Source organism: Butyricicoccus sp. OF10-2 (assembly GCF_003481925.1).
Taxonomy (GTDB): domain Bacteria; phylum Bacillota; class Clostridia; order Oscillospirales; family Butyricicoccaceae; genus Agathobaculum; species Agathobaculum butyriciproducens.
The window spans coordinates 85728-109154 of the sequence record NZ_QUMC01000002.1 but is presented as its reverse complement, the minus strand read 5'-3'; the positions used below and the strand labels follow the sequence as shown (position 1 = coordinate 109154).

Below are 23427 nucleotides of genomic sequence, written 5' to 3'. Positions count from 1 at the left end.
CGATTTAATTACTCCCGTATGAATAAATTATATCATGCAAAACAATTTCTTCTGCCCGGTTGTGAATGTTATTACAACGCTGCACCCATTCCATTTGTTGAGTTCGCTTCAATTCCTCTGTCACGCCCTCGGTGGCTTTCATCTGCTCCATGATAGTGTCTAACCGTTCCTGTGCCTGTTCGTTCAGGTCTGCAAGATATGTCCACAATTCTCCGGTCAGTATCAATGTATTCAATCTGGCTGGGTGGACTTCTCTTAAATATTCCCGGTGCATCCGTCCGTACTTTCCGATAGGGCGGTGTTCCTCCGGCAGTTTCAAGTCCGGGATGTAGTATCTCCGACAAGGATATAATCAATTCCGTTTTCCGTTATTCTTGGTTTCAATTCGCTCATGTTCCTTACCTCCTGTGGAAGCAGGCTCGTCTGGTACTAACTCAATCACATCGGTAATCTCACAATTCAGCGTTTCACAGATACGGGCTAATGTGTCCATGCTGATGTGCTTTCCCTCTTTGCTCATGTTGGCAATCATATTCGTTGTCATACCAGCGGCAAGCCTTAAATCCTCTTTCCTCATATCACGCTCTAACAGTGTGTGCCAGAGTGGTTTATAGCTGATGTGCATATTGTTTTCCTGCCTTTCTATCCATACCACCGGGGCGGTTGCCCCGGCAGGAACTTTTCTCTTATTATAACACCAATCTTGTGAAATCACAATTTATTCTTGTAGCCTGCCGCTGATACCGTCTGGATTGTGCTTTTCCTTTCTTTTTGTTACCTTTAATTAGCCATGAACTGCTTCATGCCCTGGGATTTTACTGATGTGCGATAAAGAAGTAATAGAAGTGTAAAAAATTTTGCCGTTCCTATCCGGCACTTGCGCATTGTGTCGGATAGGTCGGGCGGTTATTCGGGCAAGTCCACCTTGCCAACAAAAGAATAATAAATCTCAATGTCCTGTCTGCGGGTCTTGTTCTCGTCATAGCTGCACTCATGCACAACGATTTTCTCTACAAACTCCCGCAGCAGAGTAGGGGTAAGTTCTTCAAAGCTGGTATGCCGCCGGACAACATTCATAAACTTTTCTGCGTTCACGGTGGCTTCCTGTGCTTTGGAAAGCTCCGCTTGAATAGCAGCGGCTCTTTCTTTCAGCTCCCGTTGCTCTGCTTCATAGTCTGCCGACAGCTCTGTGAAACGCTCGTCTGATATGCGCCCGGTCACGCTGTCCTCATACAGCCGCTTGAAGATAGCGGATAACTCGGCTATGCGTTTCTCGGAGGCTTCCAGTTCCTTTTTCTTGGCGGCGTTCCTGCGTTTGCCCCCGTCCTCGTTCTGCTCAATCAAGAGTTTCATAAACCGGGCTTCATGCTTTGCCGCATAGCTGGTCACTTTCCGCAGATTGGAGAGTACACCAGCGGTCAAGAGGTCGGTGCGGATAAAGTGCGCCGTACAGTCATGGGTGCGTTTCTTGTAGTTGCCGCAGATATAACAGTCCTGCTTGCGCTTGTCCGTCTGGTATCGCTGCTGATACATCACGCTGCCGCAGTCCGCACAGAACAGTATGCCGGAGAACAAACCCACTTCATCATAGCGGTTTGGGCGTTTGCGCTGTTTGCGAAGCTCCTGCACCCGTTCCCATGTTTGGGTGTCTATGATAGGCTCGTGGTGGTTCTCGAAAATCACTTGCTTTTCCGGGGGATTTTCTACACTGTGCTTGACTTTGTAAGAAAGTTTTTCTGTCTTGAAATTTACCAGACAGCCTGTGTATTCCCGGTTTTCAAGGATATGCACTACGGTATTGGTCGCCCACTTGCACTCATAGCCGGGGTGGTAGCGGCGGGTGCTGCCCGTCCTGCGGTATTCAAGCGTTCCCGGCGTGGGGATTTGCTGCTCTGTGAGCATACGGGCTATCTTGGTCGGACCATTCCCGGCAAGACAGAGGTTGTATATCTGCTTGACTACGGGTGCAGCTTCCTCGTCAATAATGAAATTTTCATCCTCGTCCATGAGGTAGCCATACACAGGCTTGCTTGTGATGGGCTTGCCATTCATGCCTTTTGAGCGTTTTACTGCTTTGATTTTCTTGCTCGTATCTCTCACCAGCCATTCGTTAAAGATATTCCGCAGCGGGGCAAAGTCATTGTCGCCCTGTGCGCTGTCCACTCCGTCATTGATAGCGATGAAGCGGACACCTTTCTGTGGGAAAATCATTTCCGTGTACATTCCCACTTGCAGGTAGTTTCGCCCTAACCTCGACATATCTTCTTGTGTCAAGTAGGGACTAAAAAAATTTTGAGAATTTACAAGCCGTTCATAGGTGGACAACCACCCGTGAACGGCTTGCGTTTTCTCTATGCTCTTTTGCCGTTCTTTGTGCGACGTTTCTTATACGCCGTCTCAAACGCCTCCTTCATTGGAGTGACCGGAAGCTCGTTGTCAGGCTTGGACAGATACTCGAACCGGATGCCGTTCTCCCTGAACTTTCGCTCAAACCTTATGAAAGAGGAAGTGTCCCGGCTAATCCGTGAGGTGTCACGGGTGAGGATCGTACCGATGTCCTGACGCTTGGCTTCGTTCAGCAGGAAGTTCATGATACCTTCCGTATGGACGCCGGAGATGCCGTCTGCTGCCATCGCAGCAGCCACCTCATAGCCTTTGTCCTTCGCATAGCGTTCCAGCTCTTCCCGCTGGTCTGCTGCCGCAAGCTGATCCGCACAGGCAACGCGCATATAAAGAAATACTTTCATTTGGCTTCTCCTTCTGATGTAGTGAGGAAGTCCTTGAACTTCCAGACGATTTCTATGTTGTCAAGATCGTAAATGTAGACCGCAGAAATGAATGCGTGGGTCAGCTCATAGGTCAGAGCTTTGCAGTCGGCGTACTGTTCGCAGACCGCATCCAGCTTTTCATCTGAACAGGCGGTCTCGGAGTCAAGCTCCTTCATCCGCTCGTGACTGCGCTGGATTACTCCATCGTTTTCAGCAATCTTCACATCCGTTGCCGCCTTCTGCTGAATGTACGCCTCCTTCGTGATGCTTCCGGCTGCATACTTCTCGTAGAGCCTCAGCTTGGACGCCTTGTGCTGCTCGTTCTGCTTTTGCAGAGTGCGGATTTTATCAGCACATTCCTTGATGGCAGATTTCCGCAGATCACCGACTTCGCGGTTCTGTATTGCTTCCTTCTGTGCCAAAGCAAGAAACTGAGTAAGGGCATGGAAGACAACCTTCTCAATATCCATTTCCGGAAAGCTCCTGCCAACCGGACAGTCTGTGTTTCCGTTGTTGACCGAGTGAATGCACTGGAAGTATCGAATGCCAGCCTTGTTCTTTCGGCGTGTCATAGCACGTTTACAGTTACCGCAGCGGACGAGTCCCTTGAGCGGATAGTCATGCTGCTTGCGCGTGGGATTCCGTCCTCCGCCTCGAATGACCTTCTGAGCAAGCTCAAAGTCTTCCTTGCTGATAATCGCTTCATGCGTTCCTTCTACGATAATCGGCTCATTGACAACACGCTTTTTTGAGCCGACACCGCAGGACTTCATTTTGCGGCTGACCAGTGTTCCGGTGTAAACAAGGTTTTTGAGGATGTTATAGACCATCACGGTTTCCCAACTGATTTTCTCGCTCATGTTACTGAACTTCTTCTTGTCGGAATGCTTGCTCTTGAAGTATTGCCCCGGCGTCGGGATGCCTTCATCATTCAGGCTGCGGGCGATCTGAGAGGTGTTGCTGCCTTCCAGCGCCTCGCGGAAAATACGACGGATCACATCAGCCGCCTCCGGGTCTACGGCAAGTTTGTTCCGAATGGTGGGATGCAGGACGTAGCCGTATGGGGCGTAGCCACCGACATACTTGCCCTGCTTCATCATCTGGATTTTTGCCGATGTGGTCTTTACGGAAAGGTCTTTGCTGTATGCGGCGTAGATGATGCTGCGCATAACCACTTCCAGACCGCCCGTTGTGCCTTTGTAATCGTCGCTGTCATAGCCGTCGTTGATGGAAATAAAGCGGACGCCCATGAATGGAAAAGTGCATTCCAGATAGTTTCCCGTTTCAATGTAGTCACGAGAAAAGCGGGAAAAGTCTTTGACGCAGATCAGATCGATTTCGCCGCGCTTGACCTTCTCCATCATCTGCGTGAACTGAGGACGGTGAAAGTTCGTGCCGGTATAACCGTCATCCGCAAACTCAGACCGCTGACAGTGAGACAGCTCCGGATGATTATCAAGAAAGCGGTTAATGAGCATACGCTGGTTGCCGATGCTGTCACTTTCTGCCTTGCTGCCATAGCCGGTATCTTCATCAGCCATTGAGAGGCGGATGTAGATGCCGATATTGTATTCCTTGCTCATTTACATCGCCTCCTGAACTTCCTTGATACTCTGAACGGTCAGAGCGTAAATATCGCCGTATTTCATGACCAGCTCGATTGAGCCGTCCTCATGGACTTTCACAAGCTCTACGGACTCGTCAACTAACTCCTGAGAGAGTATCGTTGCACCGCTGACGGATTTCATCAGCGTGAGCCACTTGTTGTCCTCGGACATTGCCTCGGCAAACTTTACCTTCCGCTGAACCGCTTCATCCAACCGCCGTGAAAAATCGACATACTGCTCATCGTAGGCTTTCTTGGCAAAGGCGTATTCCTCTTCATCGAGAATGCCTTCCGTGAAGTCCTCATAGAGCCGAGTACGCTTCTTGGAGATGCCGCTGAGTTTCAGATTCAGGCTTGTGATGAGCGCATTCTGCTGATCGCGGATGCTGCGTTCGCCTTCGCTGTTTCTCAGCTTGGCAAGCAGCTTGTCGTAATTGAGAGCCGCCTTGACTTGAAGCTGGATCGCCGCAAGCACATCGGCTTCGAGTTTGTCCTGCCGCGTATAGTGTGGCGTACAGAGATTGCCGCGCTTGACGGATGAACTGCACTCATAGAAGGCGTACCATGCGCCGTCCTTGCGCTTGTCAACGCGCTTGCGATGGAAATAGAGCTTCCTGCCGCAGTCTGCGCAGACGATTTTGTCTTCAAAGAGATTGATCAGTGTAGCACGGATTTTCGCCGTGCGCTCCATCTTCTCAATCCTTGTCCTTGCAGCAGCGTCGCGCAGCTCTTGTACCTTTTGGAAGTCCTCACGGGAAATAATCGCCTCGTGAGTATTGGGAAAAACAATCCATTCCTCGCGGTCGATATGCTGATTCTTGACGCCCTTGTAGATGGCGTTCAGCGTCCGTCCGAGAACGGTATCTCCGACGTAATGGGGATTATCCAGAATGGTAGTGAGTGAAGACTTGTTCCAAATCTTCTTTGCCGTAGCATTGCCTGTGCGGACGCCGACCTGATACTTCTGAAACTCCGGATTGGGCGCGTTCATTGCATCAAGCCGGTCTGCAATCGCAGGAAGGGACAATCCTTCAATTTTCCATTGGAAAATCTTCTGGACAATCGGTGCGGTTTCTTCATCGAAAACCATATTGCTGTGTTCTTCATCCCAGCGATAACCATACGGGAGATTGCGCTTCTTGAACTCTCCACTTTCCATCTGTGCTTTGAGCGCAGTAGAAACCTTGCGGGAGATGTCCTTCGAGTAAAGGGTGTTGATCATGTTTTGTAGAGGGATGATGAGGCTTTCGCCGGAGCCGTCCGTATCAAAGTTGTCGTAGTTCTCTTTGATAGCGATAAACCGAAGCCCGATCTGCGGAAAGACCCGTTCCAGATAGGTTCCAGCCTCGATGTAGTCACGCCCGAACCGGCTGAGATCACGAACTACAAGGCACTTGATCCTGCCGGTGCGGATGTCGTTCATCAGCCGGTTGAACTCCGGTCTATCAAAAACCGTTCCTGTTCGTCCGTTGTCCACATAGGTATCTATCAGATTCAGGTAGGGACGCTCTGCAATGTAGGACTTGCAAATCTCAATCTGATTTGCGATGACATCCACCTTTTCGGACTTGCCGCTGTTTTCAACGGAAAGACGGGCATAGATGGCTGTTGAGAAGACCTCGGAAGAAACAGGTTCGATAACCGGCTCTTCGACTGCAATTTGTTTTCTGCTTTTTCTTGCCATTTGCTCATCCCTCCTTTATACGGCAATATCCAGTTCGTCGGCATAGCGAGAATGTATTCAAGCGTCTGCTGGTATTCGTCCCTATATTTGAAGACGATTTCGATTGCATGGTTTTCGTGAATCAGGATGCGGTCAACCAACGACATCAGCACACGGCGGTTCAGCTCTTCGACGTTTTCATACTGCTTGAAAAGCGTCACCCAGTTTCGTTCAGTCGTACCGGTTGTCACCGTCTGCTTCATTTCTTTTTTAACCCGCAGAAGCGCGTCCTGCTTGCCCTCAATGATTTTGGTGTAGCTGTTGCGGAACTCGAAGTATTCCGATTTATCAATGACGCCGCCGATGAAGTTCTCGTAAAGCCCCAGCTTGAGCTTTTGGTACCGTTCAATCTCTTCCTCGATTTTGGCGATCTGAGCTTCGTAATTGAAAGCCTTACGGCTCTGAGACGGAAGCCGTTCTATCATCGCAAGCGCGTGTTCCAGATTGATGACAAGCTCGATCTGGTCATGAATGGCACGGAAGACCTTTTCCTCAACCTCTTTTGCGGCGATGCTGTGCGGGCTGCACGTCCGGCTATGCTTATTGGTGGAGCAGACGTAGTAAACATACTTTTTCGTCTTCGACGGGACGGTCTTGCGGATCATTGGCTGCTGACAGTCTCCGCAGAACAAGAAGCCGGAAAACAGATGCGCTTCGTCCTGATCGGGCGAACAGCGCATATCCCGCTGCATCATGACCTTGACTGCCATGAAGTCCTCGTAGGACACAAGAGCTTCATGCGCATTTTCAACCTTGATCCACTCGGATTCATCCTTGCTCTTCACGACGCGGACTTTGTAGTTGGGAGTGCCGCGCTTGCCCTGAGCCAGAACGCCGATATAAACCTCGTTGGTGAGAATACGCTGGACGGCTTTGTATGTCCATTTTGCGGTATCGCCGGTTTTGAAGACGGTATCAAACTTCACACCGGCGGAATGCTTGTATTCCATTGGGGACAGGACGCCCATCTGGTTCAGACGCTTTGCAATACGTCCGATGGAGAAGCCGTCCTTGTACATGGAAAAGATCATCTGCACATATTCGCTGACCGCTTCATCCACGATGAGCTGGTTTTTGTTCTCAGGCGATTTCATGTAACCGTAAGGCGCGAACGAGCCGACGAACTCACCGCTCTTCTGCTTGACTTCCAGACTGCTTCGGATTTTCATGGAGATGTCCTTGCAGTAAGAATCGTTAATCAGGTTTTTGAACGGGATAACAAAGGAGTCGGACTGCGGATCACCGGTCAGACTGTCATACGCATCATTGATTGCGATGAAGCGAATGCCAAGCTGCGGGAAAATCTTTTCAATGTAGCGCCCGCCGTCGATGTAGTTTCTTGAGAAGCGGCTGAGATCCTTGACCACGATGCAGTCAAGCGCACCCTTGCGGATTGCCTCTTCCAGCTTTTTGAACTGAGGACGATTGAAGGAAACGCCGCTGTAACCGTCATCCACAAACGGCTCACAGACAAGCTCCAAATCCTCATGCCTTGCGATATAGTCCTCGCAGATGGCTCTCTGGCTGGCGATGGAGTTGCTTTCTACTTTGTCTCCATCTTCACGGGACAGACGGCAGTAGATCGCCGTGCGGTAAACCTTGTCTGGCATAAAAATAACCTCCGTTTTTCTGTTTGGTGTGGTACATCAAATCAGAAAGACGAAGGCTTGCTTCAACTCTTATGAAGAGGAACACGAAAACGCCACATGACCATCAGGGCAAGCGGCTTAATCCGTATTCTTCTTTTTTGACCGATTTCATTATACCACAGGCTCAATCGCTTGTCCATAGAACCGGGTGAAAAGATTCAGACTGTTCATAAATCAGAGACCTCTCAGATAGTGTTCCAGACAATCTTCCATTGTCGTGTCCGTCGCGGCGAAGCTGATCTTCACCACAGTTTTCCCGTCCAGATAACAATAGGGATTTCTGATCTGCTTGATGAACTCCCTCAGCCTGTCCTCTCGCGGTGCCGCAGGATCAAGCCGGATGCTGCTTCTCTGAACGAGTGTGCTTCGGTCAACCGTTTTCGGACTGACGCTTTTCATTGTTTCAATGCCCATCATATTCTAAGCACCTCCTGTTTCGTGAAATATTCAGGACAAAAGGATATGGCAGAGCATCTTGTGAAGATACCCTGCCACATAGTTTTCATCCTGAAACTATATAGTAAGTTTCTTTTGGGTTTGTTTCATTGTCCGGCATATTTGCAGCTCGCGCCCCTGCCAGAAGAACTTTGCAGTTCCGGGAATGCTGCGGACTACCAATGGTCAATCGGTATCATGGGACTCTCACCCCTCCGAGGATCGCTCCGAGCCGCCCATTCAAAGAAAAGACGGAAGTATCATTATACCCGGCATCTGCATCGTCGCAAGCAGCCGCACCACACGACTGTTATAGCTCTCCGGAGGTCGCTCACTCCCTTTCGGGAGGTCTTGGCGTCGGAAGCTGTGTTGCTTCGCAGAAGCGGAAAGATCCGCAGCACTGAACTATTCAGTTTTCAAGGAGCAGTGAAGTGGTCTGATTGACCCTTTCACTTTACAACGGACATCTTTTTGCCGTTTGTTGAGTACCGCTCAAAAAATTTTTTGAAATTTTTTCTGCACCGCTGCTTTGAGGTCAAATGCAGCTCTGATGCCAATGCCTTTCCTCCGGGCAAACTCTCGAAGAGTCAGTCCTTCACGGGTCATCGCAAGATACAATTCGCGCTGCTTCTCGGTCAGAATGGAAAGAAGCTCCTTCTCTTTGAGGGCGGTGATCAGTTCCTCCATGCAGTCGCGGGAGTCTGCCAGCCATGCAGCGGACTTCACATCGTCCTCCGGCATAGCGTCAAGGGACAGCACGGTATCAGAAATTTTTTCTGCGCCGTCCTCATCCTCAGAGGTGTTGTCAGAGCCATACGAGCGTCTGATCCGCTTTTCCTCTGCGCGAAGGATTCTCATAACCTTGCGGTCAACCTCGGAAACTTCGCCGGTTCGTTTCACGCGCACCATGCACTTGCCGTCCTCCGTAGTCCAGAGGTCGTAATCGAACGCGATAGGGGTCTTAGGGATTTTCATTGTTCATCCTTTCCGCTGCGCGGGAGCAGCGGGAAGGGTGAAGACGGAAAAAGAGCCGCATGACGGTGAGGTTTGAATCCCATGCCGATAAAACAGAGTAATTAAACTCTGTCTCATGCGGCATTAGGATGACTTCACCTATCAGGCGGCTCCACAGCTCAGCTATGACATATATTTTATTTTAGAACAGAGGCTTGTCCTCTGGTTCCTACTTGGTACTTACTTGGTACGCGGGCGCAGTCTTCTCATATTCAGCACATCAAAGACTGTGATCCGCCCGCATTTCTTGCACTTGGATTCTACATGACCTCTCGTGTCTTCGTAGACAGCAATGGCATTATGCTGACAATAGGGACATTTCAGGTATCGGGGCTTCTGCTGGGAAATGGCAACTCTTGCCCTGCGGATTTTTTCGATCAGCTCCGGCGTCGGTTCCTGAACCCGAATGGATGCTCTCTTCATTACCACACCTCCAATGGGTCAACATACTCACTGAATGGACGATCTACCATGTAGCCGAGTTGACGAAGGCGGATAGACGCCGTTGTCTTGGAGACACCGAACAACCGGCAGAAAAGGCGCAGCGTTAAGTGATCACCATACGAATACCTCCCCTCGTAATTGATCAGCGGCGTTTCTGCAAACCGACGCATTGCCAGGTCAACCTCTTTTTGAGGAAGCAGGATCGCCGCGCCCAAGACATTTGCTTGCCACTCGTTCCAGTCCTCGCGGGTTTTCAGCTCTCGCGGTGTATAAGCAGTCCGTGCGGAATATCTCATTTCGCAGGATGCCTTTACCTCTTCCGATTCCAGTTGGAAGAGAATCTGATGAGCGCACTCGTGGGCAAGGGTAAATCTGCGCTTGGCGCAGAGCCGCTGCACGTTGCCGGATAGAATGAAGCTCTCGTCCAAGATGACCTGATTGCGCTTCAAAGCCAGTGTGCGCGTAATGCCAAGCTCCGTGATCTTGTACTCGGTGTCGGCATAGGCAGTGACACCGCAGATGCTTCCGTCCGGCGAGAGACGGGCGAATGATACGCGAAGACCGAGATAATTCTTTGCAAACTGATCAATGGGTGTTGGCAAAGCTGATCGGTCGGGCTTGTCCGCCTCATCCCCGAAAAAGAACCGGTTGAAGTCCTTTGTTGTTGAGGCTGCAATTTCTTCAAGTTGTCGCTGGGATAAAATCATGAGCAGTTGTCCTCCTTTGCTTCGACAAACCACTTGTCTCCTTCGTGGAAAAGAAACGATTCCTTTCCGCGAATCTGAACTGTGTAACGGATGCCTCCGCCCCCAACCTTTTTGGATGTGGCGCGGCATTTGTAAAGAATCTGGTCGATTTGAAAGATTACACCGTTGTCCCACCAGATAAGGCGAGGGAGGATTGCCCCTTCCTTGTCCACATCCAGCGTAACCGGAACGTATGCCTTTCTGTACTGTGTAGCCATTTGCGTTTCTCACTCCTGTTCCCTCATACCGGTGTATGCCGGTACGGATGATCTTCGGCAGCGTAAATGCCTGTCCATTTGAACTGCTCAAAAGATGTAACTTTTTCGTGTACAACTACTCATGCCCCTTGACAGGATGAGCAATTCAGGATATACTATGAGTAGTTGGATTGCTCAGTCATTATTATACGCACTTCAAGTGCCTTTGTCAATAGACTTGCGCAATTTGATGTCGCAAACTTTTTGTGAACAGGAGTGATTACCAAAATGACGTTTGGAGAGAAATTCAAGGCTGAACGGGAGAAGCGGAAGCTGACCCAGCAGGAAGTAGCCGATGCACTGGGGATCAACAGGCGTATGATTACCCGGTACGAGAACGGCATTTCCTTTCCCCGTACCAAGGACGCTTACAGAAAAATCGCGGAATACTTCAAGGTGGATGTGAACTATCTGCTGACCGAGGACGAAGAGTTTGTGGTTCAGGCATCCGAGCAGTACGGCTCCCGTGGCATGAAACAGGCAAAGGACCTGATTGAAGGGATGTCCGGCTTGTTTGCGGGCGGTACGCTGTCTGAGCAGGACAAGGATGCGGTGATGAAGGCGTTGCAGGATATATATTGGGAATCCAAAGCCCGGAATGTTGAGAAATACACGCCGAAGAAATACAAGAAGACCGGTACGGACGCAGAGGAATAACTGTCTGCGTCTCGGTTTCTTGACGGATTTACTTTGACTGTTTTCAACATGAAAGGGGTGAAGGTCCCGTGATAATTCGCTCCGAGGAAATATACAAAAAGGCGAACAGCATTGTCAAAAGCTGTGGAACAAGAGATACCTTGAAGATTGCCCGTGAGCTGGGCATTCATCTCCATTTCCTTGACAATCTGAACGATCTGCTCGGAATGTACACCTACCGCCATAAAGAGCGGCATATTCTTCTGAACTCCAACATGGAGTATCTGATCATGCAAATGGTTTGCGGTCACGAGATCGGGCATGATACCTTTCATCGCGATCTTGCCAAAGGGAACGAACCGCTCCCGGAGTTCGTGCTGTTCGATATGCGCACAAAACACGAATATGAGGCGAATGCGTTTGCCTCTCACCTGATCATTGACGATGATGAGCTGATTGACCTGATGAAGCAGGACTACGATGTGGTGCAGCTTTCTGCTGCAATGGGAACAAACATCAACCTGATGCTGATCAAGCTCAACGAGCTGAACCGCATGGGCTGGCAGCTCAACTTGCCGTATGTACCGCACTCTGACTTCCTGAAAAATGTCAGACCGGAGGGGTGAATGAGGATGAAGGATAGTAATTAGATGAACAACGACGACTATAAAGAAGCCCTTTTCTATGCCGCTTCCATCTTTAACGAACGCTTGGGGGCAGAGTTCAGTGAGGACAACCTTGTACTGCGCTGCTTTCAGACGGAAAACCAGCAGGAAGTCTTTGAGCAGTTCTGCAAGCAGTATTTCCCTGACCGGCTGGAAGACCGATATACAGAGGACGGCTATTTTGACTTTCACGCCTCTGCATTCGTCGGCACAGGAGACGGCGCGGACGGAATCCTTCTGCGCACAGACATAGCGCGTCATCCGGCAGAGTTGAAGCACATTCTTCTGCATGAGCTGGCGCATATCTTCTGCACCCGCAACGAGATTGACGGAGATAATTTCTTTGAGCGATACTGCATGGACGATACCATCAGCCGCGAAGAGGACGGAACCATTAACGCCGGTTATGCGGTCTGGCGGGAACTGATTGCGGAGCTGATTGCATTTGAGCTGGATGACAACTGCGATGTAGTTCCGCTTCGACGCAAGAAAGACCTACTCAGCTATTACGAAGGAGAACTCCTGACCGGCAACGGAAAAATGGGCGTCAGCATGATTCTCTGTGAGGCAATGACCAGTGCTGAGGGCGAAGCGTCTATGACATGGGACGCTGCCAAAAGCAAGTTTACGCGGTTCAAGCCCTTTGATGATCCGCTGTACAGGGACTTGCTGGAACTGGTTTTTACACACGTTAGAGAATACTTTATCGTGATCGACCGCGACTTTATCTATGAAATTGGAGTTTTGTATCTGAGCATTGCCGCACAAGCGATGATTGCGTCCCTAAAGAACAGATTTCAGGAAGAATAGGCAGGCCGAAAGAGAGAAAGGACGGGCAACGATATGAAATATAAGCTGTTTCGCTCCCCCGGTAATCTGGACAAGGCAGTCCGGAAGCACGAACTGGTTTCCGTGGAGACCGGCAAGAACATTGATGATGTGGCAGAAGCGCTTATCCGTGATGTTCGGGATGATCTTGCGGAAATGCCGGAGTATGCGCACTGTGAAACCGCTGCGTACGCACCGGAACCAATTCAGGAGCATCGCCGCGTAAGACGTTATCAGTATGAGATGATGGGTGTTGTTTACCCGCAGTATGCGGAGAAGAACATCCTGATTGATTATGGCGTGATTGAAGAGGCGGAGTAATGTCAAAGAGATATGCCAGACAACTACATAGTGCAGATGGTTTGATTGCCGCCGTCGAACAATACGGCTTTCTGCCCTTCTTTCGGAACGAGATTCACGGCTTCTCCATCGAGGAACTTTGCCCACCTGAGTTATGGTTTGCGGATGATGTAGATGGTCCGTGGGAATGGAAAGGACCGGCTGCGCGGAGCGGCAAATGTCTTTACGGCAAACTTTTCAACAAGAAGGCTGGATTTGTGAGTCGGGAGTGGATTCCGGACTTTGCGAACTTCCGGCGTGACGGCTATGACTTTGACGCCCGTTGGGATGACGGCTTGGCGTCCTACAAGGACAAGGAGCTTTATGAAGCCATAGCCGGTGAAGGCAGGATGCTTTCCAAACGGCTGAAAGAGGCTCTGAACTACCGCAAGGGCGGCAACACCGGTTTTGAGACGTGCATCACGCGGCTGCAAATGCAGAGCTATGTCTGCATCGCGGATTTCGTCTATATGCAGGACAGATACGGAAGACCTTATGGCTGGGGTGTCGCAGAGTATGCGACGCCGGAAGAACTTTTCGGGTACGACCTTATCACATCTGCCTATCAGCGAGACCCGCAGGAATCCAAAGAACGCATTCTAAAACATCTGCAATCACGTCTGCCTAACGCGACCGAAATGCAGCTTGAGAAAATCATAAAGGGGTAACGCAATGGACGATATTATCTTTGAGAAGGATTACCGGGAAACCGAGTCTGCCGAATACGATAAATGGTGCGATGAGGTGTTTGACCGCGCAGTTAATTGTGGTATGCTGAAAGCGTACTCCGAAGCAATGGACAAGATACCAAAGATCATTGTACCGGAGGACAAGAAGAACTACGAGTATCTTCTGGAACGCTGTGATGCGTTTGTCAAGCAACACCGCGGGTATATCAAGGGAATCGTGGACTATCATCGTTGGCACGCGGAAATCAATATGTTTCTTCCGTTTGCGGAGTTCGATGACTCAGAAGACCTTGCATTTTTGAAAGAAATTGCAGAAAAATCGCAAACCGTCTGCTTCTCCCCGGACGAAGAAGGTGGCATTCGCGTTCATATTTTTATCAACTACTTTGAAGAATTGATGTCAGCCGAACACAAGTCATACATCGAATACGATGCTATTATGCAGGACAAGAAACTATCTGAGTTACTTGGCATACCGGAGCTTTCTGACGAGGAAAAAGAACTCGCCCTGAAAATGAAGGGCATACTTGACCGCATTGATGAGGAAACAAGGATTGACCGTACCACGGCTTTTCGAGCCGTGCTTGATAAGATGACAAAAGAGCCGGAAGAAAACTGGTCGCTTCATTATATGGCAACATTGCTGGAAGCTCTGCTATACTTCATGCTGAATGAAGGAAATGAAAAGATTGATGAGGAAGAACACAATGAGTAATAAACTTGTAGCATATTTTTCTGCGTCCGGCGTGACCGCGAAGGTTGCCGAGACGCTGGCAGAGGCAATCGGCGCGGACATCTTTGAGATTGAGCCGAAGGTGCCTTACACGGAAGCTGATCTGAACTGGATGGACAAGAAAGCCCGCAGCACGATTGAGATGAGCGATCCTGCCTCCCGTCCTGAGATTGCCGTCAAGCGGGACAACATGAAGGACTACGATACCATCTTTGTGGGCTTCCCGATCTGGTGGTATGTCGCGCCGACGATTATCAATACGTTCCTTGAGAGCTATGATTTGACCGACAAGACGATCATCCCGTTTGCAACCTCCGGAGGAAGCGACATTGGCAAGACGAACGAACGCCTTGCGCCGAGCTGCAAAGGCGCAAAGCTGATGGACGGCAAGGTTTTCAAGGGCAGCGTCGGGCATCAGGAGCTTGCGGCGTGGGTTGAAGGACTTGGACTTTAAGGGGCAGACAACTCGGAAGTTGTGGAGGTGCTTTATGAACGAGAGAGAAAGAATTATCCGATTATGGTTTGATATGTGGATTAAGAAAGCAGATTTAGGAATTGACAATATTTTTACAGATGATGTTGTATATACTGAGAGTTGGAGTCCTAAATATGAAAACCGCAAAACGGTAAAGCACTGGTTTGACGAATGGAATACACGCGGAAGTGTTCTTGTCTGGGAGATTAAGCAATTTTTTCATCAAGGCAATCAAACAATCGTGGAGTGGTATTTTAAAAACAAAATGAATAATGGAAATGTTGAAGAATTTGACGGAATATCTTTAATTGTATGGACACAGGATAACAAAATAAAATCATTAAAAGAGTTTGGTTGCAATCTTCATAATTACAATCCATATCGAGATAGTGATATTCCCGTATTTCGAGAAGAAAAAGCAAATTGGTTTTGAGAGGACTATAAATTCCAGTTTAACGAACAGGAGATGATGAACGCATGAAAATCCTACATGAACTTTCTTGGCTATGGGAAACGCTGGGCATTGCGCTTGTTGCTGCGGCTGTCTGCATGGCTTGCACTGCTCTGATTGGCAAGGCAGCAAAGAAGAAACTCAGCAAAAAGTTGTTGGCGGTCATAGGGGCTGCGGCATTTGTGGGCGCGATTCTGGCGGTCATTCTGATCGCCCGGACACCGATGCCGCTTTGACAGAATAGGAGAAACTGACAATGATTGTTCTTACAGAGCAGATAGAGATTCCGGCTTCCTATGAAAAATTAAAGGCATGGACTGCTAACTTTGAGGAAGAGTTTGTGAAATGGAGTCCCTACCACATCGAATGTAATCTCTATAACGGGAACTATCATGCGGGAAGCAAGGTCCGCTTCCGCGAGATTGTTATGGGGCTGGACTACGATGTGACAGGCACGATTACGGAATGCGAACAGGATGAGAACCACTTCCGCATTGTATTCCGGAGCGACAAGAAAACAGCGTTCATCATCTTTGAAGGAAAAAGAACTGAAACAGGATGCCATTTCTCTCACACCGAGGCTTTCGGCATGACCACGCCGGTAATTGGGGCGATCATGAACTTTCTGATCTTCAAGGTGTTTTTCAGGAAAAAGGCAAACTGGCAGCTTATCCGGGATGATATGATTCTGGATAACAGGTATTTATATGACATTCTGACCGAGGGAAAATACCCGGAAAGAATCCCGATGGACAAGCTGCTGACCGGCGCGAAGTAACCGAATGGGAGGCTTGATCATGCCGCTTCAAATCGTCAGAAATGACATCACAAAAATGAAGGTGGACGCCATCGTCAATGCTGCCAACGAGTCGCTGCTGGGTGGCGGCGGTGTGGACGGCTGCATTCATCGCGCTGCAGGACCGGAGCTGCTGGCGGAATGTGAAACGCTCCACGGCTGCAAAACCGGGAGCGCAAAAATCACGAAGGGCTACAAGCTGCCCTGCAAATATGTCATTCACGCAGTCGGTCCGCGCTGGTATGACGGGCGGCACGGTGAGTGCGAACTGCTGATCTCCTGCTATCGGACATCGCTCATGCTGGCGAAGAAATACGGATGCGAGTCGGTTGCGTTCCCGCTGATTTCCTCCGGCATTTTCGGCTATCCGAAGGATCAGGCTCTCAAAGTGGCGATTGACACCATCAGCAGTATCCTTCTTGAAAACGAAATGACGGTGTACATCGTCATTTTCGACCGCAAAGCCTATCAGATCAGCGGCAAGCTGTTTGCCGACATTGCAGCGTACATAGACGACCGCTATGTGGATGAGCATACCGATCCTCGTTCTGAGCGGCTGCGCAGAATGAGTGCCTTCCGGATGGAAGAGCCGATGCCTTGCGAGTCATCCGTCTGCGATGAAGATGCAATCGAACAGCTCATCCCTCCTGTCTCTGTGGCGGCTGCTCCTAAAAAGGCGGCAACTCTCGACGATGCACTGGAACAGATCGATGAGAGCTTTTCCGAGATGCTGCTGCGGAAGATTGACGAACGCGGCATGACGGACGCGCAGTGCTACAAGAAGGCAAATATTGACCGGAAACTCTTCTCGAAGATCCGCTCGGACAAGTCCTACAAGCCTTCCAAGCCCACCGTCATTGCATTTGCCATCGCTCTTGAGCTGCCACTTTCCGAAATGAAGGATATGCTCATGAAGGCGGGCTTCGCGCTCTCACACTCCAACAAGTTTGACATCATCGTGGAGTATTTCGTGGAGCATGGGAACTATAACGTCTTTGAGATCAACGAGGCTCTGTTTGCTTTTGACCAGAGTTTGCTCGGAGCATAATACGCAAGGAGGATAACACAGTGATCAAATCTGTTCATGATTATCAAATAGACGATGTATTCAAGAAGGACGCTGGCTTCTGCTACATGATTCCGAAATATCAGCGTGAATACACATGGGGACAATACCAATGGAAAGACCTTTACGATGACATTTGCGAAAACGACAATGGGTATTTTATCGGCTCGATTATTTGCATTGATAACTCTTCCGATGCTTTCCAAACAAAGGAGCTTGAGGTTGTCGATGGACAGCAGCGTTTAACGACGCTCTGTCTCCTTCTGACTGCAATATACAATCGGCTCAAGATACATAAGGATGAGCTGGATGAGGATGATGAGGACGAGCTTCCTGCTCTTAGAAAGTCCATTATTTGCAAAGGCGCATCAAACGGGCTTATTCTTTGTCCTCAAATTCAAAACCACAATCAGGCTGACTTCAATGTCGTAATGTACGAGAATGGTCTGCTCAAAAGTGCGAAGCGCGAAAAGAATTGGGGCAATCGTAAAATCGCGAAGTGCTATAAATACTTCCTACAAAGATTAGATCAGGATATTGAAGAGTCCGGTGATGCAGTCAAGACCCTGCTTGAAATCAAGAGCAAGGTATCGAAAGCGGTACTCGTCAAGATAGAGGTTGGAAGTCACGCGGAGGCTTACACCCTTTTTGAGTCCCTGAATAACAGAGGTACACCATTGACAGCTATTGACCTCATGAAAAACCTTATTTTGGCGAGAGCCGAGCGTTCGGGTATGACTTGTGATGACTGCTTTGAGGATTGGCAGACACTCCTCGGTTATTTGACGGATGACTACTCTACACAAGAGCGTTTCTTCCGGCAGTATTACAATGCGTTCAAAAATCGCTTAAACGAGCCGTTCAGAACGGATGGGCAGCGCAAGAAAGATCCTCTCGGCTATATTGCCACCCGTTCCAATTTGTTGTCCATTTTTGAGGAACTGATAAGCAGAGATTTGTCCGGCTTTATGAGCGACATTTTGGTATGCGGTGAGATTTACTCTCGGCTTATCCTCAGCACCGACGATAAAACGAAATATACCAACAGCCTGACCGACCTGAGTCGTATTCAGGGCGCACCTTCTTATCTGCTGCTGATGTATTTGTTCAAAAATCAAGCCACGCTTGAAGTTGCTGACGCTGATATTCTGGAAACAATCAAGTTGCTGACTCGCTTCTTTGTCCGAAGAAATATCACAGATACTCCTAATACACGAGATTTGAATAAAATCTTCATGCAGATTATTTCCGATGTTGAGGAAGGAAAACTCACCGGAACTGCAATCTATCAGCATATCTACGACGAACTTGTCCGTTGGTCTGCCACCGATGAGTTGTTTGAAGAAAAACTCAAGGGAGACATTTACGAAGAGAATGCTGGCGTTGCAAGATTCGTTCTCTGCGCTATTGCTCAGAAACACATGACCAACGAAACTTGGACTGACCTCTGGGAGCAGAATGATTATGGTGGAAAAAAGGTTTTCAAATGGACTATTGAACACATATTCCCCGAAGGAAAGAATATTCCCGACAAATGGGTAGATATGATTGCCGCTGGAGATCGCAATTTGGCTAATGAGTATCTTGAACAGTATGTCCACAAGATCGGCAACCTGACTGTTACCGGATATAACAGCACTTTAAGCAATCTCTCTTTCGTAGAAAAGAGGGATCGTCTCAATGCTCAGAAGCTCTATGTGGGGTATAAAAACGGGCTTGAAATCAATAAGGAGCTTGCAGAAAAGGACGCATGGACGGTGCAGGATATTATTGATCGCACCGATGAGCTTGTAGAAATGCTGCTCGATATGTATAAGCTCTAAGGATGAAAGGAGGATCGCCGGAGCATGAAGCAAAGAACTTATATCGCAATCGACCTCAAGAGCTTCTATGCTTCGGTTGAGTGCCGGGAGCGCGGCTTAGATCCTCTGGACACAAACCTCGTTGTCGCGGATGAGAGCCGGACGGATAAGACTATCTGCCTTGCCGTTACTCCCTCCCTCAAAAGCTACGGTATCTCCGGACGCGGACGGCTGTTTGAGGTCAAGCAGCGTGTGAAGGAAGCAAATGCCGGACGGCAGCACGACGCGCCGGGACACAGGCTGGACGGCACATCACACTTCTTCTCTGAGCTACAAGCAGATCCGTCTTTGGCGATTGACTTCATCATCGCACCGCCCCGGATGGCGTATTACATGGAGTACAGCACCCGCATCTATCAGGTCTACCTCAAGTACATTGCGCCGGAGGACATCGTTGTCTACTCCATCGACGAGGTGTTCATGGATGTGACGGACTACCTGAATACCTACAAGCTCTCCGCCCATGATCTTGCCATGAAGATCATCCTCGATGTGCTTGAGACAACCGGCATTACGGCAACCGCAGGAATCGGCACGAACCTCTTTCTCTGCAAGGTGGCAATGGACATTGTGGCGAAACACATCCCCGCCGACAAAAACGGCGTCCGAATAGCCGAACTGGATGAAATGAAGTTCCGGCGTGAGCTTTGGGCGCACCAGCCTCTCACGGATTTCTGGCGCGTGGGTCGAGGTATTGCCAAGAAACTTGAGCAGAATGGGATGTTCACCATGGGTGATGTTGCCCTCTGTTCAGAGCGGAACGAGGACTTGCTTTATAAGCTGTTCGGAAAGAATACGGAACTACTCATTGATCATGCGTGGGGCTGGGAGCCTACGACCATTGAGGCAATCAAGGCATACCGTCCCAGCTCCAACAGCCTCAGCTCCGGTCAGGTTTTGCACTGCCCCTATGAGGCAGATAAAGCGAAGCTCGTCATCCGCGAGATGACGGACTTGCTCGTTCTGGATTTGGTGGACAAGGGGCTTGTCACCGACCAGATGGTTCTCACAGTTGGCTACGACATTGAGAACCTGACCGATCCGGCACGACGGGCAAAGTATCACGGCGCGATTGAGAAAGACCCCTACGGACGGGAGATTCCCAAACAGGCGCACGGGTCCATCAACCTCGACAGTCACACATCCTCTACGCGCAAAATAATGTGTGCTGTGTCAGAGCTGTTTGATCGGATCGTGGACAAGAATCTGCTTGTCCGCCGTATGTATGTTGTGGCAAATCATGTCCTGCCGGAAGCGGACGCACCGAAGAAAAATGACGGTGCTGTCCAGCTTGACCTCTTCACCGACTATGCCGCCGAAGAGGAAAAGCGGAAAGCCGAAGATGCCGCCTTGGAACGTGAACGAAAAATTCAGAAGGCGGCTCTCGCCATCAAGAAGAAGTACGGAAAGAACGCCATCCTCAAGGCGATGAATCTTGAAGAAGGCGCAACGGCAAAGGATCGGAATGCACAGATCGGCGGGCATAAGGCGTAACGCGAAAGGATTAGAGCGATGAATTACTTGACCGGAATAAGACTCAATGGGTTTCCAGAACAATCATCATATCTTGCTAACTTGCCAGTAGTCAAATACCTACAATCACTTGAAGAATTGGCTTTTGAAAAACCGGTAACTTTTTTCGTTGGTGAAAATGGGACGGGTAAATCGACATTACTTGAGGCGATTGCGGTTGCATTGGGCTTTAATCCAGAGGGAGGGTCCAGAGATTTCTCCTTCTCAACAAAGTCATCACATTCTGTTCTCCATCAGTATCTAACCACCATCAAATCCGGTTATCCCAAAGACGGATTCTTTTTAAGAGCAGAAAGCTTTTATAACACGGCAACATATTTAGATGAGCATAGCACTCTCCTTCGTTACGGTGGAGTTTCTTTTCACGCTCAGTCCCACGGAGAGTCTTTTTTGTCCCTTGTAACAAACCGTTTTGAAGGAAACGGACTTTATATTTTGGACGAACCCGAAGCAGCTCTTTCTCCGCAAAGATTGATGTCGTTGATGATTGCGATTGATGAGCTTGTCGAAGAAAACTCTCAGTTTGTCATTGCCACACATTCTCCTATACTCATGACATATCCCAAGGCTGAGATTCTCGAAATGACCGACACTGGGATACACAAAGTCAAATATTCAGAGACAGAACATTATAAAATCACAAAACAGTTTTTGGATGACCCTGAACGAATGCTGAGATACTTATTCCGCGATTAAGGGAAAGGTCTGGATGTGAAATGGAAAAATACAGAGAAATAATCGACCTCCCTCACCACGTCTCCAAGACGCGACCACAGATGCCAATGTCAGATCGGGCGGCGCAGTTCGCCCCCTTTGCTGCCCTCACCGGCTACGATGCTGCAATCAAAGAAACCGGGCGTCTGACCGATGAAAGGATTGAGCTTGACGAGGAAGCACTGACTGCATTGGACATGAAGTATCAGCTTCTCATGGATGCCCTCGATGACAAACCGGAAGTCACCATTACTTACTTCCAGCCTGATGAGCGGAAGGCTGGCGGCAAATATGTATCAGCAGTCGGTACGGTCAAAAAAGTCGATGATTTTGAGCGGCGGATCACTATGCAGGACGGCTCGAAGATTCCGATGGATGACGTTCTAATCATTGACGGAGAGATATTCTCGTCCTTAGAATAATGTCGCTTGCCATGCGACCAAACGAAGTGAATACCGAAGTACAATATGACTGTAAGGTGAGACGCCAAGCAGTCATATTTTTTATATACGGAGGTACTGAACATGAGAAAGAACTTGACGGAGATCGTATTCATCCTTGATCGCAGCGGCTCTATGAGCGGGCTGGAAGCAGACACCATCGGAGGCTTCAACTCCATGATTGAAAAGCAAAAAAAGGAGAATGGCGAGGCATTGATCTCTACCGTCCTCTTTGACAACGTGAGCGAGGTTATTCATGACCGTGTACCGGTTCAAAAGGTCGAGTCGATGACCGACAATGACTATTCCGTTCGCGGCTGCACCGCGCTTCTGGATGCAATCGGCGGAGCGATTCATCACATTGGAAATGTCCACAAGTACGCAAGAAATGAAGATGTCCCTGAACATACTCTGTTCGTCATCACAACGGACGGCATGGAGAATGCAAGCCGCCGTTATGACAGCGAGAAGGTCAAGAAAATGATTGAGCGTCAGAAGGAAAAGTATGGCTGGGAGTTTTTGTTCCTCGGTGCAAACATCGACGCAGTTGAGACGGCAAGGCATTTCGGAATTGGTGCAGACCGAGCGGTCAACTACCACTCTGACCATGAGGGAACGCAGCTCAACTATGAAGTTCTGAGCGAAGCGGTTTCTGCTGTCCGATGCAGCGTACCACTGGGTACGAATTGGAAAAAGCGTATTGATGAGGACTTCAATTCCAGAAAGGACGGGAGAAAGTAATGAGAACAATCACCGTAAAAGGGACAGGAAATGTCTCCGCAAGACCGGATTACATCATCCTATCTCTGAACATTGAAGCAAATTCAAAAAACTATGACCTTGCAATGTCGGAAGCTGCCGAGAGAATCGAAAAACTGCAAGGTGTCGCTGTCCGCGTTGGGTATCGTAAGGAAGACCTGAAAACCACGAGCTTTGATGTCCAGACAAGGTACGAGAATGTCAAGGATCGGCAAGGTAATTACAAGCGAGAGTTTGCCGGATATGCTTGCAGCTATCGCTTGAAACTTGCCTTTGACTTTGACAGCAAGCAGCTTGCAAAGGTCATTTCTGCGATTGCGGATTGTGGGGCGCAACCAGAACTCAGCATTGCGTTCACCGTGAAAAACCCGGCAAGAGTCAGCGAAGAGCTGCTGATCAATGCGACGGAGAACGCCAGAGCAAAGGCGGAGATTCTTTGCAAAGCATCAGGCAGTACGCTTGTGCAGTTGCTCAACATCGACTACAACTGGGGCGAACTCAATGTGTATTCCAGAACGAGCTATGAGGTCGAAGACTGCATTCAGCCTCTCATGGCGATGAGCAAGTGCGCCGCACCTGAGATTGAGCCAGATGATATTGATGTGACAGACACAGTGGCTTTTACATGGGAAATCCAATGATTTTTTGACTTTTTTGAAATCCGGTACTCAACAAACGCTCTTATTGTGTCCGTTGTAAAGTGAAGGGACATTTCACGGAGTAATCTTCGTAGAATACGATTTTGGGAGATTAGCAAGCAAATCCGGTGAGTACCCACCGGAGAAAAATCAGTTAAGAA

Annotated in this window: 27 protein-coding genes and 2 pseudogenes; 17 read left to right on the top strand and 12 right to left on the bottom strand. The window is 49.1% G+C overall.

Features of this window, described 5'->3' with window-relative positions; all coding sequences use genetic code 11:
- Nucleotides 1-4: 4 nt before the first annotated feature.
- The 12 genes and pseudogenes from DXB00_RS02190 to DXB00_RS02130 all read right to left on the bottom strand — a co-directional run bounded on the left by DXB00_RS02190 (nt 5) and on the right by DXB00_RS02130 (nt 10603).
- Nucleotides 5-393, bottom strand: a pseudogene (locus DXB00_RS02190) (TnpV protein).
- Nucleotides 353-715 (bottom strand): helix-turn-helix domain-containing protein, encoded by a 363-nt coding sequence (locus tag DXB00_RS02185; RefSeq protein ID WP_005335920.1) that lies wholly within the window; start codon nt 713-715, stop codon nt 353-355. Before DXB00_RS02185 ends, DXB00_RS02190 begins: the two are co-directional and overlap by 41 nt.
- Nucleotides 716-906: 191 nt before the next feature.
- A pseudogene (locus tag DXB00_RS02180) lies at nt 907-2265 on the bottom strand (recombinase family protein); the annotation flags it as partial.
- An 86-nt stretch (nt 2266-2351) separates the two neighbouring features.
- A complete protein-coding gene (locus DXB00_RS02175; RefSeq protein WP_119214467.1) occupies nt 2352-2747 on the bottom strand; it encodes a recombinase family protein in 396 nt (131 codons plus the stop codon).
- Nucleotides 2744-4351, bottom strand: a complete 1608-nt coding sequence (locus tag DXB00_RS02170) for a recombinase family protein (RefSeq protein ID WP_119214466.1) — start codon at nt 4349-4351, stop codon at nt 2744-2746. The genes DXB00_RS02175 and DXB00_RS02170 overlap by 4 nt, the downstream gene beginning before the upstream one ends.
- Nucleotides 4352-5932, bottom strand: coding sequence for a recombinase family protein (locus DXB00_RS02165; protein ID WP_243107137.1), 1581 nt, complete (start codon nt 5930-5932; stop codon nt 4352-4354). It lies immediately after the preceding gene.
- The gene (locus DXB00_RS02160) at nt 5869-7707 is read right to left on the bottom strand and encodes a recombinase family protein (protein ID WP_243107136.1); all 1839 of its coding nucleotides are present in this window, start codon (nt 7705-7707) and stop codon (nt 5869-5871) included. Before DXB00_RS02160 ends, DXB00_RS02165 begins: the two co-directional genes overlap by 64 nt.
- Nucleotides 7708-7920: 213 nt before the next feature.
- Nucleotides 7921-8163, bottom strand: coding sequence for a DUF6870 family protein (locus tag DXB00_RS02155; protein WP_008816138.1), 243 nt, complete (start codon nt 8161-8163; stop codon nt 7921-7923).
- A gap of 510 nt (nt 8164-8673) precedes the next feature.
- The gene (locus tag DXB00_RS02145; protein WP_118623761.1) at nt 8674-9156 is read right to left on the bottom strand and encodes a hypothetical protein; all 483 of its coding nucleotides are present in this window, start codon (nt 9154-9156) and stop codon (nt 8674-8676) included.
- Between the two features lie 219 nt (nt 9157-9375).
- Nucleotides 9376-9618, bottom strand: a complete 243-nt coding sequence (locus tag DXB00_RS02140; protein WP_005934741.1) for a hypothetical protein — start codon at nt 9616-9618, stop codon at nt 9376-9378.
- Entirely contained in the window at nt 9618-10346 is a 729-nt protein-coding gene (locus tag DXB00_RS02135; RefSeq protein ID WP_119214464.1) for an ImmA/IrrE family metallo-endopeptidase, read from the bottom strand. Before DXB00_RS02135 ends, DXB00_RS02140 begins: the two co-directional genes overlap by 1 nt.
- Complete coding sequence (locus DXB00_RS02130; protein WP_015564532.1) at nt 10343-10603, bottom strand: hypothetical protein; 261 nt, start codon at nt 10601-10603, stop codon at nt 10343-10345. Before DXB00_RS02130 ends, DXB00_RS02135 begins: the two co-directional genes overlap by 4 nt.
- A 267-nt stretch (nt 10604-10870) precedes the next feature.
- Here DXB00_RS02130 and DXB00_RS02125 point away from each other — a divergent pair, with 267 nt between their 5' ends.
- From DXB00_RS02125 to DXB00_RS02045, 17 genes are all read left to right on the top strand, one after another.
- Nucleotides 10871-11299: a helix-turn-helix domain-containing protein gene (locus DXB00_RS02125; RefSeq protein ID WP_005934745.1), complete on the top strand. Its 429-nt coding sequence runs from the start codon at nt 10871-10873 to the stop codon at nt 11297-11299.
- A gap of 68 nt (nt 11300-11367) precedes the next feature.
- A complete protein-coding gene (locus tag DXB00_RS02120; protein WP_005934746.1) occupies nt 11368-11904 on the top strand; it encodes an ImmA/IrrE family metallo-endopeptidase in 537 nt (178 codons plus the stop codon).
- Between the two features lie 24 nt (nt 11905-11928).
- Nucleotides 11929-12753, top strand: coding sequence for a hypothetical protein (locus DXB00_RS02115; RefSeq protein WP_119214463.1), 825 nt, complete (start codon nt 11929-11931; stop codon nt 12751-12753).
- Between the two features lie 33 nt (nt 12754-12786).
- Complete coding sequence (locus DXB00_RS02110; RefSeq protein WP_119214462.1) at nt 12787-13092, top strand: carboxylate--amine ligase; 306 nt, start codon at nt 12787-12789, stop codon at nt 13090-13092.
- Nucleotides 13092-13778, top strand: a complete 687-nt coding sequence (locus tag DXB00_RS02105; protein ID WP_050005986.1) for an AlkZ-related protein — start codon at nt 13092-13094, stop codon at nt 13776-13778. The genes DXB00_RS02110 and DXB00_RS02105 overlap by 1 nt, the downstream gene beginning before the upstream one ends.
- Nucleotides 13779-13782: 4 nt before the next feature.
- Nucleotides 13783-14514 carry a hypothetical protein gene (locus DXB00_RS02100; RefSeq protein WP_006573502.1) on the top strand — a complete coding sequence of 244 codons (732 nt, stop codon included), beginning with the start codon at nt 13783-13785 and terminating at the stop codon, nt 14512-14514.
- Nucleotides 14507-14986: a flavodoxin gene (locus tag DXB00_RS02095; RefSeq protein WP_119214461.1), complete on the top strand. Its 480-nt coding sequence runs from the start codon at nt 14507-14509 to the stop codon at nt 14984-14986. Before DXB00_RS02100 ends, DXB00_RS02095 begins: the two co-directional genes overlap by 8 nt.
- A 34-nt stretch (nt 14987-15020) precedes the next feature.
- Complete coding sequence (locus DXB00_RS02090; protein WP_007046147.1) at nt 15021-15440, top strand: nuclear transport factor 2 family protein; 420 nt, start codon at nt 15021-15023, stop codon at nt 15438-15440.
- Between the two features lie 44 nt (nt 15441-15484).
- Nucleotides 15485-15694, top strand: coding sequence for a hypothetical protein (locus tag DXB00_RS02085; protein ID WP_007046146.1), 210 nt, complete (start codon nt 15485-15487; stop codon nt 15692-15694).
- Between the two features lie 20 nt (nt 15695-15714).
- Complete coding sequence (locus tag DXB00_RS02080; protein WP_071430920.1) at nt 15715-16236, top strand: hypothetical protein; 522 nt, start codon at nt 15715-15717, stop codon at nt 16234-16236.
- Nucleotides 16237-16255: 19 nt separating this feature from the next.
- Entirely contained in the window at nt 16256-17302 is a 1047-nt protein-coding gene (locus DXB00_RS02075; RefSeq protein WP_119214460.1) for an O-acetyl-ADP-ribose deacetylase, read from the top strand.
- A 20-nt stretch (nt 17303-17322) separates the two neighbouring features.
- Nucleotides 17323-19143, top strand: coding sequence for a DUF262 domain-containing protein (locus DXB00_RS02070; protein ID WP_119214459.1), 1821 nt, complete (start codon nt 17323-17325; stop codon nt 19141-19143).
- A 24-nt stretch (nt 19144-19167) separates the two neighbouring features.
- Nucleotides 19168-20676, top strand: coding sequence for a Y-family DNA polymerase (locus tag DXB00_RS02065; protein ID WP_119214458.1), 1509 nt, complete (start codon nt 19168-19170; stop codon nt 20674-20676).
- Between the two features lie 18 nt (nt 20677-20694).
- Nucleotides 20695-21411, top strand: a complete 717-nt coding sequence (locus DXB00_RS02060) for an AAA family ATPase (protein ID WP_071430927.1) — start codon at nt 20695-20697, stop codon at nt 21409-21411.
- 20 nt (nt 21412-21431) lie between these two features.
- Entirely contained in the window at nt 21432-21851 is a 420-nt protein-coding gene (locus DXB00_RS02055) for a hypothetical protein (RefSeq protein ID WP_071430929.1), read from the top strand.
- Between the two features lie 102 nt (nt 21852-21953).
- The gene (locus DXB00_RS02050; RefSeq protein WP_119214457.1) at nt 21954-22610 is read left to right on the top strand and encodes a vWA domain-containing protein; all 657 of its coding nucleotides are present in this window, start codon (nt 21954-21956) and stop codon (nt 22608-22610) included.
- A complete protein-coding gene (locus DXB00_RS02045; protein ID WP_071430933.1) occupies nt 22610-23269 on the top strand; it encodes an SIMPL domain-containing protein in 660 nt (219 codons plus the stop codon). Before DXB00_RS02050 ends, DXB00_RS02045 begins: the two co-directional genes overlap by 1 nt.
- Nucleotides 23270-23427: the final 158 nt, after the last annotated feature.